The sequence below is a fragment of the Streptomyces sp. NPDC088766 genome, assembly GCF_044750845.1.
In the GTDB taxonomy this organism is placed as follows: domain Bacteria; phylum Actinomycetota; class Actinomycetes; order Streptomycetales; family Streptomycetaceae; genus Streptomyces.
Genome location: NZ_JBIVKQ010000004.1, coordinates 194,356 through 209,972, shown reverse-complemented (window position 1 = coordinate 209,972; position 15,617 = coordinate 194,356). Strand labels below are relative to the sequence as shown.

At 72.8% G+C, this 15,617-nt stretch carries 13 protein-coding genes; 5 read left to right on the top strand and 8 right to left on the bottom strand.

The window, feature by feature from the left end:
* Positions 1-61: 61 nt before the first annotated feature.
* Complete coding sequence (locus ACIP5W_RS08145) at positions 62-637, top strand: adenylosuccinate lyase (protein WP_401468480.1); 576 nt, start codon at positions 62-64, stop codon at positions 635-637.
* 159 nt (positions 638-796) lie between these two features.
* Here the strand turns inward: ACIP5W_RS08145 and ACIP5W_RS08140 are convergent, their stop codons facing one another.
* From ACIP5W_RS08140 to ACIP5W_RS08125, 4 genes are all read right to left on the bottom strand, one after another.
* On the bottom strand, positions 797-1,321 hold the full coding sequence (locus tag ACIP5W_RS08140) for a GNAT family N-acetyltransferase (protein WP_401468477.1): 525 nt from the start codon (positions 1,319-1,321) through the stop codon (positions 797-799).
* Positions 1,318-1,716, bottom strand: coding sequence for a RidA family protein (locus ACIP5W_RS08135; protein ID WP_401468474.1), 399 nt, complete (start codon positions 1,714-1,716; stop codon positions 1,318-1,320). Before ACIP5W_RS08135 ends, ACIP5W_RS08140 begins: the two co-directional genes overlap by 4 nt.
* A gap of 60 nt (positions 1,717-1,776) precedes the next feature.
* Positions 1,777-3,354 (bottom strand): alpha/beta hydrolase, encoded by a 1,578-nt coding sequence (locus tag ACIP5W_RS08130; RefSeq protein WP_401468471.1) that lies wholly within the window; start codon positions 3,352-3,354, stop codon positions 1,777-1,779.
* 135 nt (positions 3,355-3,489) lie between these two features.
* Positions 3,490-4,533, bottom strand: a complete 1,044-nt coding sequence (locus ACIP5W_RS08125) for an Rv2578c family radical SAM protein (protein ID WP_401468468.1) — start codon at positions 4,531-4,533, stop codon at positions 3,490-3,492.
* 179 nt (positions 4,534-4,712) lie between these two features.
* Here ACIP5W_RS08125 and ACIP5W_RS08120 point away from each other — a divergent pair, with 179 nt between their 5' ends.
* The 4 genes from ACIP5W_RS08120 (at position 4,713) to ACIP5W_RS08105 (ending at position 11,831) form a co-directional block, all read left to right on the top strand.
* Entirely contained in the window at positions 4,713-5,156 is a 444-nt protein-coding gene (locus ACIP5W_RS08120; protein ID WP_401468465.1) for an SRPBCC family protein, read from the top strand.
* A gap of 181 nt (positions 5,157-5,337) precedes the next feature.
* Positions 5,338-7,746: an MFS transporter gene (locus tag ACIP5W_RS08115; protein ID WP_401468462.1), complete on the top strand. Its 2,409-nt coding sequence runs from the start codon at positions 5,338-5,340 to the stop codon at positions 7,744-7,746.
* 141 nt (positions 7,747-7,887) lie between these two features.
* Complete coding sequence (locus ACIP5W_RS08110) at positions 7,888-10,431, top strand: SpoIIE family protein phosphatase (RefSeq protein WP_401468459.1); 2,544 nt, start codon at positions 7,888-7,890, stop codon at positions 10,429-10,431.
* Positions 10,432-10,961: 530 nt separating this feature from the next.
* Entirely contained in the window at positions 10,962-11,831 is an 870-nt protein-coding gene (locus ACIP5W_RS08105) for a LysR family transcriptional regulator (RefSeq protein ID WP_401468456.1), read from the top strand.
* Positions 11,832-11,928: 97 nt separating this feature from the next.
* Here the strand turns inward: ACIP5W_RS08105 and ACIP5W_RS08100 are convergent, their stop codons facing one another.
* The 4 genes from ACIP5W_RS08100 to ACIP5W_RS08085 form a co-directional block, all read right to left on the bottom strand.
* Positions 11,929-13,170, bottom strand: a complete 1,242-nt coding sequence (locus ACIP5W_RS08100) for an FAD-dependent monooxygenase (protein ID WP_401468453.1) — start codon at positions 13,168-13,170, stop codon at positions 11,929-11,931.
* Positions 13,167-13,421: a hypothetical protein gene (locus tag ACIP5W_RS08095; RefSeq protein WP_401468451.1), complete on the bottom strand. Its 255-nt coding sequence runs from the start codon at positions 13,419-13,421 to the stop codon at positions 13,167-13,169. Before ACIP5W_RS08095 ends, ACIP5W_RS08100 begins: the two co-directional genes overlap by 4 nt.
* Positions 13,418-14,029, bottom strand: coding sequence for a VOC family protein (locus tag ACIP5W_RS08090; RefSeq protein WP_401468448.1), 612 nt, complete (start codon positions 14,027-14,029; stop codon positions 13,418-13,420). The genes ACIP5W_RS08095 and ACIP5W_RS08090 overlap by 4 nt, the downstream gene beginning before the upstream one ends.
* Positions 14,030-14,095: 66 nt before the next feature.
* Positions 14,096-15,505 carry an MFS transporter gene (locus ACIP5W_RS08085; RefSeq protein ID WP_401468445.1) on the bottom strand — a complete coding sequence of 470 codons (1,410 nt, stop codon included), beginning with the start codon at positions 15,503-15,505 and terminating at the stop codon, positions 14,096-14,098.
* Positions 15,506-15,617: the final 112 nt, after the last annotated feature.

The following is a 15,617-nucleotide window of genomic DNA, read 5'->3' as shown; positions in this document are numbered from 1 at the left end:
CCAGCCCCCGTGTTTGTGATGTACGTCCCGACGCCGGTGCCACCGCTCTAGGCTCGGCTCCATGGACGAAGAGTTGCGAGCGCTCACGGAGCGCTTACGGCAGGAGTCGGGAGGGACCGCCGCCTTCGAGGAGTTGGCGGCGACCGGGGACCACGACGCGCTCGCGGAGGTGCTCACCGCCGCCGGACAGCCCCTGTGGGCAAGGGAACTGGCCGCGTTCCGCCTCGGGCTGGCCGGGGACCGGCGCGCCTTCGAGGCCCTCGTCCTCTTCCTCAACCACCGCGACCCGCCCCGCTGCGCCTGCGCCGCCCACGCCCTGGCCCGCCTGGGCGACCCGCGCACCGCCAGGGCGGCGGCCGCCCTCGCGACCAACGAACTGCGCGTCGCCTACGCCCTGCACCCCGTCCGGCTCCTGGTGGAGCTGCGCGCACCCGAGGCGGTGCCCGCGCTGATCACCACGCTGCGGCGGCGGCTGCGCCCGCACGACCCGTACCGGCGGGTCGCCCTCGCGTGCGTGGACGGCCTCGGCGACCTGGGCGACGACCGCGCCCGCCCCGTACTCGACGACGCCCTCGCCCACCCTGTCCTCGCGGAGGCGGCGGTACGCGCGCTGGCCCGCATCCCCCGGCAGCGGTGAGCGGAGGGGCGGGGCGGGACGGGGCGCCGGGCCGGAGCGTCGCGTCGGCCGGGCGCCAGGGCCTCGGCCGCGGGCTCGCGGAGGCTGTCCCGCGGCTCACCGGACCGACAGGACGGGAGGGGACCGCTGGGGCTGCCGGGCCGTCAGGCCGTCAGGCCGTCAGGCCGTCAAGGACCGGGTGTAGCGGACCTCCGGTACCCACGTGCCTGCCACCTCGAAGGGTTCCTCCGTGCCGTCCGCCCGAAAGCCCGCGCGTTCGTAGAAGCGGCGGGCCGGGGTGTTGTCCCTGAGTACCCAGAGGTGCATGCGGTGGTGGCCGGCGGCCGTGCTCCGCCGTACCGACTCGGCCAGGAGCGCCCCTCCGATGCCGCCGCCGACGCGGGCCGGGTCGACGTAGATCGCGTACAACTCGGCGTCTTCGGTGCGCACTTCACCCTCGCGGTAGGCGCCGTGCGCGGCCCAGCCCACCACTTCGCCGGCCCGCTCCGCGACCAGGTTCACCACGCTGCCGTCGCCGCTCGTGAACCAGCCGCGGCGCCGCTCGGCGTCCTCGGTCACGCTGAGGGCGTCGAGGTGGGACTGCGGCATCAGGCCCCGGTAGGCGCTCCGCCAGCCGCTGACGCGGATCTCCGAGACGCGGTCGCAGTCGCCGAGGGTCATCTCGCGCACCCGGAGGGCCGTCATGCGCCGACCACCGCGAACGCCTCGATCTCCATCAGGAACTCCGGCCGGACCAGCGCGGCCACCTGCACGGCCGAGGCGGCCGGCAGCCGGTCGTCGGGTATGTACGCGGCGCGGGCCTCGCGGATCGCCGGCATGTGCGCCATGTCGGTGACGAAGTAGGTGAGTTTGACGACGTCGTCGAAGCCCGCCCCGGCGGCGGCCAGACAGCGCCGCAGGTTCTCGAAGACCTGGCGGGCCTGGGCCCGCGGATCGCCCTCGCCGACCGTCCGGCCCCGCTCGTCCAGGGGCAGCTGGCCCGAGACGGCCACGAAACGGCCCGTGCCCAGCACGACGTGCGTGTACTGGGCGGCGGCGGCGACGCCGTCGGGGGCGGGAATCCTGGTCAGCTCACTCATGCGTCCATGGTGGACCACGGATGTGACAACGCCCCCGACGGGGTCGCGGCCGACGCTGCGTCAGCCGCGGAAGCCGAGCAGCCCGTGCAGCGTCGTACCGTGCGCCGTACCCGAGCCGACCTTCGCGCTCAGCGGCTTCGGGTCGGGCAGCGCCTCGCACACCGCGTCGGCCCGACCGGTCCCGCGCGGCACCGTGCCGTCGCCCAGGTAGGCCGCCAGATGCTTGTCCAGGCAGGTGTTCCCGCTCAGCGTGATGCCGTGGTTGCCGCCGCCCTCCTCGACGACGAGGCTGGATCCGCCGAGCAGGGCGTGCATCATCGCGCCCCCCTGGTACGGGGTGGCCGCGTCGTCCGTCGCCTGGAACAGCAGTGCCGGCGACAGCCGGCCGTTCGCGACGTCGACCGGCCCTCGCGAGCGGGTCGGCCAGAACGCGCACGGCGCGTTGTACCAGGCGTTGCTCCAGGTCATGAACGGCGCCTTCCGGTAGGCCGACCAGTTGTCGGAGCGCCACTCGTCCCAGTCGCGCGGCCAGTGGGCGTCGCGGCACTGCACCGCCGTGTAGACGCTGTAGCCGTTGCCCCCGGCGGCGTCGACGGCGCCGAAGTTCTCGTACGTCTCGATCAGCGGATCGTCGTCGCGGTCGTTGACGTACGCGGCGAACGCGTCGGCCAGGTAGGGCCAGTAGCCGTTGTAGTACCCGCCCGGCATGAAGGTGTCCTCCAGCTCGGCGGCCCCCACCTTGCCGCCCGCCGGTTCCTTCGCCAGCGCGGCCCGCATGGCGTACCACTTCGCCTCGACGCGTTCCGGGTCGGTGCCGAGCCGGTAGGTGGCGTCGTGCCGCGCGATCCACGCCATCAGGGCGCGGTGGCGGTCGTTGAAGGCCTGGTTCTGCGTCAGGTTGTTGTCGTACCAGACGCCGGTGGGGTCGACGATCGAGTCGAGCACCAGGCGCCGCACCCGCTCCGGGTACAGCTTGGCGTAGACCGCGCCGAGGTAGGTGCCGTACGAGTAACCGAAGTAGTTCAGTTCCGGCGCGCCGACGGCCCGGCGGATCGCGTCCATGTCCCGGACCGCGCTCAGGGTGTCGAGGTACGGCAGCACATGCGCGTACTTCTTCCCGCAGTCCTCGGCGAAGGCCTTCACCCGCGCGAGGTTGGCGCGCTCGATCTCACCGGTGGACGGGACGGAGTCCGGGCGGACCGGGGCGAAGTGGCCCGGCCGGCAGTTCAGGGCCGGGGTGCTCCGGCCCACCCCGCGCGGGTCGAAGCCGATGACGTCGTACTGCGCGGCCACCTTCTTCGGCAGCGACGACGCGACGAATCCGGCGAGCGTCAGTCCGCTGCCGCCGGGCCCGCCCGGGTTGACGAGCAGCGGCCCCTGGTACGCCTTGGCGGTGTGCGGCACCCGGGACAGCGCGAGCGTGATCTGCTTCCCGCCCGGGTCGGCGTGGTCGAGCGGCACGGCCAGGGACGCGCACTGGAGCGTCGGATGGTCGGTGGTGCCGCACTTCTTCCAGGAGAGTCCGGCCGTCGGCGCGGCCTGTGCGGCGGGCGACGGGCTCGCGCCGGCGGGCACGGCGGTCAACGCCCCGGCCACGACGGCGGCCGCACCGCACAGTGCTGCTGCGCGTTTCCTCATGGGGTCCTCCCAGGACGGAGGTCGACGGACCGCGTGGATCACGGTCCTCGGCGCATCGTCCCGGAATCGGCGCCCGGAAGAACCTGTTCTGCCGATACTTGACCCGATTGGGCCGCCGGTTGCCCACGAACGCGCTCAGAGCAGGCTGAGCCGGGCCGGTCCGGCCGCGCCGGGCTCAGCCGCCGGCCCGGGCGGCCGGATCCGGCGGGGCGTTCCCGCGCGCGTGGGGCCGATCCCGTACTCCTCGGCCAGGTCGTGGACCTGACGGGTGATCCGGCGCTGGTACCACTTCGGCGCGTAGGCGCCGTCCGCGTACAGCCGCTCGAAGCGGCGCACCAGATGCGGGTGGTGCTGTCCGAGCCAGGTCATGAACCACTCGCGGGCGCCGGGCCGCAGGTGCAGCACCAGCGGGGTGACGGAGGTGGCCCCGGCCGCCGCGATCGACCTCACGGTGGCCCGCAGTTGGTCCGGCCGGTCGCCGAGGAAGGGGATCACCGGCGCCATCAGCACCCCGCAGCCGATGCCGTGCGCCGTCAGCGTCCGGACCACGTCCAGGCGCCGCTGCGGGGCCGGGGCGCCCGGCTCGACGGTGCGCCACAGCTCCGTGTCGGTGAAGCCGACCGACACGGAGATGCCGACGTCGGTCACCTCGCAGGACTGCTTCAGCAGGTCGAGGTCGCGCAGGATCAGGGTGCCCTTGGTCAGGATCGAGAAGGGGTTCGCCCGGTCGCGCAGGGCGGTGAGGATGCCCGGCATCAGCCGGTAGCGGTCCTCGGCGCGCTGGTAGCAGTCCACGTCGGTGCCCATCGCGACGTGCTCGCCGTGCCAGCGCGGCGAGGCCAGCTGGCGGCGCAGCAGTTCCGGCGCGTTCACCTTCACCACGATCTGGGTGTCGAAGCCGACGCCGGTGTCCAGGTCGAGGTAGCCGTGCGTCCTGCGGGCGAAGCAGTACACGCACGCGTGCGTGCAGCCCCGGTAGGGGTTCACCGTCCACTCGAACGGCATCCGGGAGGCGCCCGGCACCCGGTTGAGGATCGTGCGGGCCCGGATCTCGTGGAACGTGATCCCGGCGAACTCCGGGCTGTCGAACGTCCTGGTGGTGACCGCGTCCGCGCCGAACAGCGCGGCGTCCGCCGGCCGGTCGTGGCGGGGTTCCGCGGTGAGGTTCTCCCGGCGCATGACGTCTCCTCGGTAGCACTGGACTCACAATAGAACACTTGTTCCCATGATCGTGCGAGGGTGTTTTCCGACCGGCCCGCGACCGCTTGCGCAACCCCGATTTGGGCGGCCGGGGACCGGGGTGGTTGGCTTGCCCCGATCCGAGGAACCACCGAGCAACAAGGACCTGGAGGAACCCCATGGCGCAGGTCGAGGCCACCACCGAGCGGGTCGTCGCGGCGGCCCCGGACACGGTGTTCGACGCGATCGCCGACTACAGCGGCACGCGCGCGAAGCTGCTGCCGGAGCAGTTCAGCGAGTACGAGGTGCGCGAGGGCGGCGACGGAGAGGGCACCCTCGTCCACTGGAAGCTCCAGGCCACCAGCAAGCGCGTCCGCGACTGTCTCCTGGAGGTCACCGAGCCCACCGACGGCGAGCTGGTCGAGAAGGACCGCAACTCCTCCATGGTCACCGTCTGGCGGGTCACCCCGGCCGGGGAGGGCAGGTCCCGCGTCGTCGTGACCACCACCTGGACCGGTGCGGGCGGCATCGGCGGCTTCTTCGAGCGGACCTTCGCCCCCAAGGGCCTCGGCCGGATCTACGACGCGATCCTCGCCAACCTCGCCACCGAGCTCGAGAAGTAGCTCACGGTCGACGAGCAGTTCACCGAACGTCAAGAGCCCGACGGCTCCTGACCGTTGCTCCACCTCACCGGTTCGAGTGGTTCTCCCTTCGGACCGGGTCGGCGCCGTAACTCGTCGCGCCTGCTCGGAGTTGTCGCTTCACGCGGGACTTGTGCGGCAGGTGCGACGAGGGGAGCGGTAGGTGGGTGGGACCACTCTGGTGCAGGCAGACCTGCACGACGGAGCGCGGAGCGCGCCGGCGGCAACACCTCCACCGCCCGCCGCGCCCGGGACCGCCCGCCGCGCCGGACCGAGCCCCCGCCAGGTGCGGTTGGTCTTCTTCGCGCTGATGCTCGCGCTGCTCCTCGCGGCGCTGGAGCAGATGATCGTCGCCACCGCGCTGCCGAAGATCGTCGGCGAACTGCACGGCCTGGACAAGATGTCCTGGGCGATCACCGCCTACCTGCTCACCGCCACCGTCGGACTGCCGGTCTACGGCAAGCTCGGCGACCTCCTCGGCCGCAAGGGCGTCTTCCAGTTCGCGATCGTCGTCTTCGTCGTCGGTTCCGCGCTGGCCGGACGGGCGCGGACCATGGAACAGCTGATCGCCTTCCGCGCCGTGCAGGGCGTCGGCGCCGGCGGGCTCATGATCGGCGTACAGGCGATCATCGCGGACATCGTGCCGCCCCGGCAGCGCGCCCGCTTCATGGGCCTCATCGGCGCCGCCTTCGGCCTCGCCTCCGTCGCGGGACCGCTGCTCGGCGGCTACTTCACCGACCACCTGTCCTGGCGCTGGTGCTTCTACATCAACGTCCCCTTCGGCATGCTCACCCTCGCCGTCGTCACCGTCGTCCTCGAGCTGCCCAAGCCCCGTACCAGGCCCCGCTTCGACGTGCTCGGCACCCTGCTGCTCGCCGCCGCCTCCACCTGCCTGGTCCTGCTGACCAGTTGGGGTGGCACCGAGCACGCCTGGGACTCGCGCCTCGTCCTGTCCCTCGGCGCGGGCGCCGCCCTGGCCACCGTCCTCTTCCTGGTCGCCGAGCGCTTCGCCGCCGAACCCCTCATCCCGCTGCGGCTGTTCCGCGACTCCGTCTTCACCCTGACCAGCCTCGTGGGGCTGGTGACCGGCGTCGCCCTCTTCGGCGCCGCCAGCTATCTGCCGACCTTCCTCCAGATGGTCGACGGCGCCTCCGCCACCGAGTCCGGGCTGCTCATGCTGCCCATGATGGGCGGCATCGTCGTCACCTCGGTCGTCTCCGGACAGCTCATCACCCACACCGGCCGCTACCGGATGTACCCCGTCCTCGGCGGCGGCCTCGCCGTGCTCGGCATGTGGCTGCTGTCCCGGCTCGAGGCCGACACGCCCCGGCTGCACTACAGCCTCTGGATGGCGGTCCTCGGCGCCGGCATCGGGCTGGTGATGCCCGTCCTCGTCCTCGCCGTGCAGAACTCCGTGCGCCCCGCCGACCTCGGCACCGCCACCAGCGCCCACAACTACTTCCGCCAGATCGGCGGCAGCGTCGGCGCCGCCGTCTTCGGCACGCTCTTCGCCGACCGACTCGCCGACTCCCTGCGCGAGCGCCTCCCCGGCGGCGCGGACGCCGGCCTCCCCGACCCCGAGTCGATCACCCCGCAGCTCGTCCACACCCTGCCCCCGGCGCTGCGCGACGCCTACATCGGCGCGTACGCCGACGCCATGCCGAGGATCTTCCTGTACCTGGTGCCGGTGCTCGTCCTCGGCCTCGTCCTCGCCTTCTTCCTCAAGGAGAAACCGCTGGTGTCCCACCACGCCACCGAAACGGAGCCCGCGCCCGTGACCACCCCCATCCCGCAGGCCCGTGCCGCGTACACCGCGGGCATCCCCGTCTGCGGCACGGTGCAGCATCCCGACGGAACCGCCGTGCCGCGCGCCGCGCTCACCCTCATCGACGTGGCCGGACAGCAGATCGGGCGTGGCGCCAGCGGCGAGGACGGACGGTACGCGCTGGCCACGCCCGGCTCCGGGTCGTACGTCCTGATCGCCGCCGCCGGCGGGCACCAGCCGCAGGCGGTCTCCGTGACCGTCGGTGAGCGCCCCGTCGAGCTGGACGTCGTCCTCGGCGGTGCCGGACGCCTCGCCGGTGCCGTCGTCACCGCCGACGGCACCCCCGTGCGGGACGCCGCCGTCACCCTCACCAACGTCCACGGCGAGGTCGTCGCCAGTACCCGCAGCGGGCGGGAGGGCGGGTACGTCATCACCGAGCTGGTGGCCGGCGAGTACACCCTCGCCGCCAGCGCCCCCGCCTTCCGCCCCGCCGCGCTGCCGGTCACCGTGCAGGCCTCGCGGGAGACCCGCCAGGACGTCGAACTCGCCGGCGGCGCGGTGCTGCGCGGCACGGTCCGGGCCACCGGCGGGAGGCCCGTCGAGGACGCGCGCGTGACGCTCCTGGACGCCGCGGGCAACGTGGTGGACACCCTCACCACGGGCCCGGACGGCACCTTCCGCTTCGTCGACCTGTCCTCCGGCGAGTACACCGTCATCGCCGCGGGTTACCCGCCGGTCGCCACCGTGCTGCAAGTGGCGGGCGGCGGCCGCACGGAGCGTGATCTGCAACTGGGCCACGAGGACTGAGGGAACCCCGGGGGAGCCCGTTACCCAGCACTTCCCCGGTGAAACCAATTCCAGAATTATCGCACTCCCGAGCGGCGCGCGCCGTACGGTGGTGACTGCGGGGAAGATCATGTGCAGCTCTGGGGAGAGAGGGTCTGGGCCATGGACCGTGGCACCGAGAGGGACACACCTCCCAGCCGCGGAGCGGGCAGTGGTGCGCCACCCGGGGCCGCGGACACCGGACGCATCCCGCTCGCCGTGGTCGTCGTCGACCGGGCCGGCCTCGTCTCGCACTGGAGCAGCGGCGCCCGCCGACTGTTCGGCGTCTCCAGGGAAGAGGCGATCGGCGAGCCCGCCATCGACCTGCTGCCCGTCTCGGGCGCCCTCCCCGACATCGACGACCACCTGCCGTACGACGACCACCTGCCGTACGACGACCACGCGCCCTACGACGACCTCGGACCCGGGCTGGGGAACTCCCTCGACCGCGGGCTGGGTTACCCGGCCGCCGGGCGGGCCCGGCTGACCCTGCCCGAGCAGGGCGGGACGGAGCCCCGGCCCGCCGGGTGGGAAAGGCCCCGCGTCGACGTGCTGTGGTGGGCGTACCCCCTCGTCGGACCGGGCAGCGAGCGGCTGCTGGTGCTGGCCGCCGACGCCGAGGGCCTGCACCGGCCCGACCGGGACGACGGCCCGCGCGTCGAGCGCATCGCGCCCGGCTTCGCCCTGCACACCGACTTCCCCGGCGCCGAGGACCTGGCCCGCAGGCTCCCCGACATCCTGCCCAGCATGAGCGTCGAGGAGAGCGCCCGCATCGTCTCCCAGGTCCTCGAACTGGGCTATCCCATCCTGGAGTTCAGCCAGAACGACCGAGTGCCCGTCACCCCCGACTGGGGTGTCGCGCGGCGCGTCGAGCGCAGAGCCCGCCGTGAGCGGGCCGCCCGCGCCGCGGCCGCCGGTCGGTCCGCGCCCGAGGACGAGGGCGACGAGGGCAACGAGGGCGAGGACCTCGAGCACGCCGCCGTCCGCGAGCGCCTGGAGTTCCTCAACGAGGTCAGCGGGAGGATCGGCACCTCCCTCGACCTGTCCCGCACCATCGGCGAGGTCAGCAGGGCCGTCGTACCGCGCTTCACCGACGTCGCCTGCACCTATCTGCGCGAACAGGTCGTCGCCGGCGAGGGGTTCCCCGAGGGCGTGCCGGACACCAGGACCATGTGGCACCGGGTCGCCCTGGAGCACACCGACGAACCCGGCCGCTGGGACGACGTGGTGCCCGTCGGCGAGGCCATGCCCTTCCCGGAGCACACCCCGTTCTTCCAGTGCATGACCAGCGGCGAACCCGTCCTCGTCCCGCGCATCAGCGAGCAGCTGGGCCACGCCGTCGCCTCGCAGTTCGACAAGCGCGACCTCCGGCCCCTGATCACGGGCCGTTCGATGCTCGTCGTCCCGCTGAAGGCCCGCCACGTCGTCCTCGGCTTCATGGTCCTGCTGCGCCACCCCGAGCGTGCCGAGTTCAACGACATGGACCGGGTCACCGGCGCCGAACTCGCCGCCCGGGCGGGCCTGGTGCTGGACAACGCGCGCATGTACACCTACCAGGAGAGCGTCGCCGAGACCCTCCAGGACAGCATGCTGCCGCACATACCGCCGCGGATGGCGGGCTGCGACATCGCCACCCGCTATCTGCCCGGCACCCTGCTGGGGCGGGTCGGCGGCGACTGGTTCGACTCCGTGAAACTCCCCGGCGCCCGCACCGCGCTCGTCGTCGGCGACGTGATGGGTCACGGTCTCCACTCCGCCGCCAGGATGGGCCAGTTGCGGACCGCCGTGCAGACCATGGCGGCGCTCGACCTGCCGCCCGCGCAACTCCTGCGCAACCTCGACGACCTGGCCCAGCGCCTCGGCGACACCTACCTCGCCACCTGCCTGTACGCCGTCTACGACCCGATCGCGAGCGAGCTGCACCTCGCCAACGCGGGCCATGTCCCGCCCGTGCTGGTGCGCGCCGACGACGGCCGCAGCGAACTGCTCGACCTGCCCACCGGCGCCCCCATCGGCGTCGGCGGAGTGCCCTTCGAGGCGGTACGCGTGCGCGTGGCGCCCGGCGACCGGCTCGTGATGTGCACCGACGGACTCGTCGAGATGCGCGGCGAGGACATCGCCGTGGGCCTGGCGGCCCTGTGCGAGTCCGCCGCCCACCCGGCCGCCTCCATGGACGACGCCTGCGACACCATCGTCCGCGCCCTCGCCGATACGTTCTCGAAGGCGGGCCGGGGCAGCCGCAAGGACGACGTGGCACTCCTGATGGCCCGTCTCCACGGCATCGGACCCGGCGACGTCGCCGAGTGGACCCTCCCCCTCGACCCCGCCCAGGCCGGCCGGGCCCGCGCCGCGGTCCGCGAACAGCTCCACGACTGGCGGCTCGCGCAGCTGGCCGACCCGGCCGAGCTGTTGGTCAGCGAGGTGGTGACCAACGCCGTACGGCACGCGCACGGACGGCCGGTCACCCTGCGGCTGGTGCGCGGGGAGACGCTGCTGTGCGAGGTGGACGACGACGACCACGAGCTGCCGACCCTGCTGAGCGCCGGACCCGACGACGAGTCCGGGCGCGGGCTGCGGGTGGTGAGCACGCTGGCCAGGGAATGGGGCACCAGCCGGACCGCCGCGGGCAAGTCGGTCTGGTTCGAACTGGCCCTTCCCGGGCGCTGACCGGCGTTCCCGCGGTGCACGAGTTCGGTGGCCCGGCCGGTGCGGTGGGACGGGTGCCGCGCGGGACCCCTCGAGCGCGGAGGCGGGGCGGTGTCCGTACCCGGGGCCGAGGAGGGGGGCTCCGGGCCCGGGCGCTCTCCGTGTCGAACCCCGGCACATTCCCGCTTTCCGGTTCCCGGTATTCTCCGGCGAGGCGGCGAAAAGTGAGGTGGCCGGAAACGGCGCACCGAACATGCGCGTTTCGGGGACGAGCGGGCTGGGTATTACCTCGAGCTCCCGGCCCCGCCAAGTCCCCCAAGTCGAAGAACCGGTAAAATCTGGCGGACGACACGGGCATTTATCGCCATTTTTCACGAAGCGGCTCTCGTCGCACATCCGAGCGATCAGGTATCAATACCTCCACCTGCCTTTTGGATATGCGAGCTACGGGGGGCCCATGTTGTGCTGCCGCACGTCCGGAAAAACCGCCACCGGAAACGTCGCCTCTCCAGGTGCTCCGGTGCCGTTCCCGTCGGAACAGGTGTGATGCGGTGTTACAGCGAGACATAGAGGTGAAGCTCCTGCGCACCCTTCTGGCCGTGGTCAACGAAGACGGTTTCTCCCGTGCCGCGGAGTCGCTCCACGTGACCCAGCCGACCGTGAGCCAGCAGATGCAGCGGCTGGAATCCATCATCCAGGCGCCTTTGTTCCAACGTACCAAGCGTCCTTTACGGCTGACCCCGGCCGGCCGGGAACTCGTGGCGCACGCGCGACGCGTCATCCTGCTCAACAACGAGGTCCTCGACAAACTGTCGGCGATCCGCAGCCACGAGTCCTTCCGCATGGGCTGTTCGATCCACTTCGCCGAGGGACTACGCACCATGCTCACCCAACTCGCGGCCGAAAGACCGAACCTGCGATGTTGCATGGTCACCGGCGTCAGCGCCACGCTCGCCGACCAGGTCGCCGAAGGCGAACTGGAGGCGGCCCTGCTGCTGGGCACGGTGACCGACCGCCGCGAAACGCTGGGGCACCTGCGTCTGGGCTGGTACGGCCACGTCCCCGTCGCCCCCGGGGAGCGCGTCCCGATCGCGCTGACCGGCGACCGGTCGGCGCTGAGCATCCGCATCGTCGAGACGCTCGCCGAACACGGGATCGCCTGGCGCCCCGTCCCCTGGAACACCGACCCGCTGGCGGTCCGGGCGGCCGTACAGGCGGGGCTCGCCTACACCGCGCTGGACGAGAACGCCCACCACAACCACCCCGAACTGCGGCCCGCCCGGCCCGGGACACTCGGCCCGGCGCCGGCCCCGCTGCCCGTCTATCTGGCGCTCTCGCCCACGGTGAGCCCGTCCGTGGTCGACGCAGCCCGCTCCGCGGCCCGCGCCACACTCGAGGGCGCACCCCTGTCCCCGCCCTGAGCGGGCCCCCGGCGGCGACGCCCGCGGACCGTCCGGGGGAGAACCGGTCCGGCACGCCGCCGTCGGGGGCGGTTCCAGGAGGTGCGGGGACAGCGGGTCAGTACGAGCTGCGCGCGGCGCCGCGCGCGGCCAGCTTCGGCCCGTAGGGCGCGGAATCCAGCCACGCGCCCGCCCGGCGCCCCGCGGTGGCCACCGCCGCCGCGGCCCGCTGGCGCAGCCACAGCGAGGGACGGTGCGCGAGCATGTGCTCCAGGGCGGCGCTGGCGCAGGCGCGGTTGTAGTCCGCCGCCTCCTTGCGTTCCCGCGCGAACCGGGCGACCGCCGCCTCGGCGGCGGACGCCCCGTCGGCCTGCAGGGCCTCCACCACCGCGTCCACCGCCCGGACGGCGTCCGGGACGCTGGAGTTCATGCCGCGGGCCCCGAACGGTGCGAACAGGTGGGACGCCTCGCCGGTCAGCAGCACCCGGTGGTGGGCGTCGGTGAACCGGGCGGCCACCTGCTGGGCGAACCGGTACGTCGACACCCACCGCACCCGCTCGCCGTACGCCTCCGGCAGGATGCGGGGGATCCAGCGGCGCAGGCCCTCCGGGGAGACGTACCGCTCCGGGTCGTCGTGGACCAGGAGGTTCAGGTCGAGCCGCCAGCCGCCCGCGAAGGGCACGGTCAGCACGTTGCGTCCGCCGGCCCGGGGGTGGCGGTAGTGGAAGACCCGCTCGTTGGGCATCGGATGGTCGGGATCGTCCTCGAGGTCGACCACCACGAAGGTGTTCCGCGAGCGCGGCCCCTCCAGCGGGCTGCCGATGGCGGACCGCAGGACCGAGCGCGAGCCGTCGGCCGCGATCACGTAGTCCGCGAGCCACTCGCCGCCGCCGGAGTCCGTGAGCCGCACCCCGTCGGGCGTGGACTCGGCGGACGCCACCTCCACGCCCCAGTGGAACTCCACCCCGGCCTTGCGGCACGCGGCGGCCATCAGGTCCTCGGTGATCACCTGCGGCAGGCTCGTGAACGGCGGGAGCCCCTCGCGCGCCGGTACCGGATAGGTGTGGGTGTACACCTCCCGACCGGCCCAGTAGGACCGCTTGGTGGCCCACATCGTGCCGCGGCCGGCTATCTCGTGACCGAGGCCGGGGCTCAGCCGTTCCAGCTCACGCAGCGAGGCGCCGTGCAGATAGGCGGCCCGGCTGCCGGGCCGTACCGACTCCTCCGTACGGCGCTCCAGCACCACGGCGGGCACTCCGGCGGCGCGCAGGGCCAGGGCGGCGCTCAGGCCGGCCGGGCCCGCGCCCGCCACCAGGACCGGATGCCGGGGCGTCGTACCGGGGCGGGGCCGGGTGCTCATGCCTCCTCCTTGGCGAGGTGGAGCGTGTCGGAGGTGAAGGAGACGATGCGGCCGTCGAGGCCGCCGGTGAGGAAGGCGTGCCACAACGCGGTGCGGATCGTGTCCGGGTCGCGGTGCAGCACGATCTCCTCCTCGGCGGTGCTCAGCTCGAGGTAGTCGCCGGTGCGGCGGACAGCCATGCCGGCGGCCTCGGCGGTGCGGACCACGGGTTCGAACTCCGGGACGTCGAGCACGTAGAGGGCCAGCGTCACCGCGCCACCTCCGTCCGGGCGTCTTTGCGGACGAGCTCCGCCTTGCGCTGCCACAGCGCCTGGACCGTGGGCCGCGGGGACTCCGCGACGTCGGCGAGCGCGCGGACCGTGAGTTTCGCGTCCCGCGAGTCGACGCCGGACATCTCGCGCAGCGGGCGGGTGATCTCGAGCTGGATTCCGTTGGGGTCGTCGAAGTAGATCGACTCGATGAGTTCGTGGGCCAGCGGACGGGTGACCCGCACCCCGTGCGCCTTCAGGCGTTCACGCCAGGCGAGGAGCTCCTCCTCGGTGTCGACGTGGAAGGCGAGGTGCCGTGAGCGGTGCATGAGGTCGCTGGGGCCGTCCTCCTCCGGCAGGCCGAAGTAGTAGAAGAACGCGATGCGGTTGCCCGCGCCCATGTCGAAGAAGAAGTGGACGAAGTCCGGGTAGTCGTCGGTGACCCAGCCTGTCGCGGTGATCGCGTGCACCAGGGGCATGCCGAGGGCCTGCGTGTAGAACTCGACGGTCGCGCGCGGTTTCCATGTGACGAAGGCGAGGTGGTCGACCCCGTCGACGTGCAGGCCCGGTCGGCCGGCGCGGGGACGGGCGGACGGTGATGCGGTAGCCAATGCTCCTCCTGGGATGGCGGCAGGACAGCAGGGCGCTGCGCGTCGACGGGGCCGGTTCGGGTGCGTTCAGTTCGCGGAACGCCCCCGCAGTCCCGTGCCGGCGATGAGCGCCCCGAGCAGCAGGGTCGCTCCGCCGACGACCAGCGCCCAGCGCGTGCCGTCGGCGTTGGTCGAGGACAGGTTGAGGATCACGCCGAGGACGGCGACCCCGAGGGAGGCGCCGACCTGGCGGGCGGAGTTGAGCGCGCCGGCGCCGATGCCGGCCAGCTCGGTCGGGACGGAGCTCGCCATGCCGGCCACCAGGGCGGGCAGGGCGAAGGAGACGCCGAAGCCGAAGGCGAGCAGGCCCACCACGGTGGCCGCCAGCGCGAGGGCGGAGTCGTCGGTGAACGGCGCCTGGAGCAGTGCGCCGACGCCCATGAGGAGGAAGCCGGTGGTGGCGGGACGGCGCGGGCCGATCCGGCCGACCAAGCGCCCGGTGTAGATGGGGTTGAAGGCGGTGGGCAGGGTCAGCGGCAGGAAGGCCAGGCCGGCGCTGAAGGAGGAGTAGCCGCGGCTCTCCTGGAAGTACAGCGACAGCACGAACAGCAGGCCCGACAGGCCGAAGTTGGCGAGCAGACCGGCACCCAGCGCGGCGGAGAAGCCCTTGCTGCGGAACATGCGCAGCGGCAGCATCGCCGCGTCGCCGCCCCGCGCCTCGGCGGTGACGAACACGACGGCCGCGACCGCCGCCACCACGAAGGATCCCACCACCGGGCCGGTGCCCCAGCCCTTGTCCGGACCCTCGATCAGCGCGTACACCAGGGCGCCCAGGGCGACCACGGCGCTGAGCTGGCCGGTGACGTCGAGGCCGCTGCGCTGCTTGCGCGCGGTCTCCGGGGCCAGGCGGACGGTGATGACGAGGCTGACCAGCGCCAGCGGAACGTTGATCAGGAAGATGGCGCGCCAGCCGACGGTGTCGGTGAGCGCGCCGCCGACCAGCGGGCCCGCCGCGAGCGCCGCGCCGGTGATCGCCGCCCAGTTGCCGACGGCGCGGGCGCGGTCGGCGGGGTCGGAGTAGGCGTTGGTGATCACGGCGAGGGAGGCCGGCAGCAGCAGCGCGCCGGCGACGCCGAGCGCGAGCCGCAGCACGACCAGGGTCTCCAGGGTCGTCGCGGCGGCCGAGACGCCCGACAGCACCCCGAAGGTCACGAGCCCCCAGAGGAAGATCCGGCGGCCGCCGTAGCGGTCGGAGAGCCAGCCGGCGGTGAGCAGCAGGGCGGCGAAGGTGATGGTGTAGCCGTTGGTGACCCACTGCAGACCGCTGAGCCCTACGTGCAGGTCAGTGGAGATGGCGGGCAGCGCCACCGAAACGATCGTCATGTCCAGCAGGACCATGAAGTAGCCGAGCGAGAGGCCGGTCAGCAAGGTCCGGGAGGGCTTGTCGGTTCGTGCCGGTGCGACGGAAGCCCGTTGCGGTTCCGCCTGCGTCGACATGTTTTCTCCTTCGTTTCCGTTTCGATAAATCGCGTCCGCGCAAGAAGAGTTGGCGGCGGCACAAACCATTCAAGCCGACCGGAAAGGCGAATTGCCGCTGCTGACGCCGGGA

Bases quoted from the DNA above. Each gene is read 5' to 3' on its own strand.
- ACIP5W_RS08145 (WP_401468480.1), top strand. From the start codon at position 62: ATGGACGAAGAGTTGCGAGCGCTCACGGAGCGCTTACGGCAGGAGTCG.
- ACIP5W_RS08140 (WP_401468477.1), bottom strand. From the start codon at position 1,321: ATGACGGCCCTCCGGGTGCGCGAGATGACCCTCGGCGACTGCGACCGC.
- ACIP5W_RS08135 (WP_401468474.1), bottom strand. From the start codon at position 1,716: ATGAGTGAGCTGACCAGGATTCCCGCCCCCGACGGCGTCGCCGCCGCC.
- ACIP5W_RS08130 (WP_401468471.1), bottom strand. From the start codon at position 3,354: ATGAGGAAACGCGCAGCAGCACTGTGCGGTGCGGCCGCCGTCGTGGCC.
- ACIP5W_RS08125 (WP_401468468.1), bottom strand. From the start codon at position 4,533: ATGCGCCGGGAGAACCTCACCGCGGAACCCCGCCACGACCGGCCGGCG.
- ACIP5W_RS08120 (WP_401468465.1), top strand. From the start codon at position 4,713: ATGGCGCAGGTCGAGGCCACCACCGAGCGGGTCGTCGCGGCGGCCCCG.
- ACIP5W_RS08110 (WP_401468459.1), top strand. From the start codon at position 7,888: ATGGACCGTGGCACCGAGAGGGACACACCTCCCAGCCGCGGAGCGGGC.
- ACIP5W_RS08100 (WP_401468453.1), bottom strand. From the start codon at position 13,170: ATGAGCACCCGGCCCCGCCCCGGTACGACGCCCCGGCATCCGGTCCTG.
- ACIP5W_RS08085 (WP_401468445.1), bottom strand. From the start codon at position 15,505: ATGTCGACGCAGGCGGAACCGCAACGGGCTTCCGTCGCACCGGCACGA.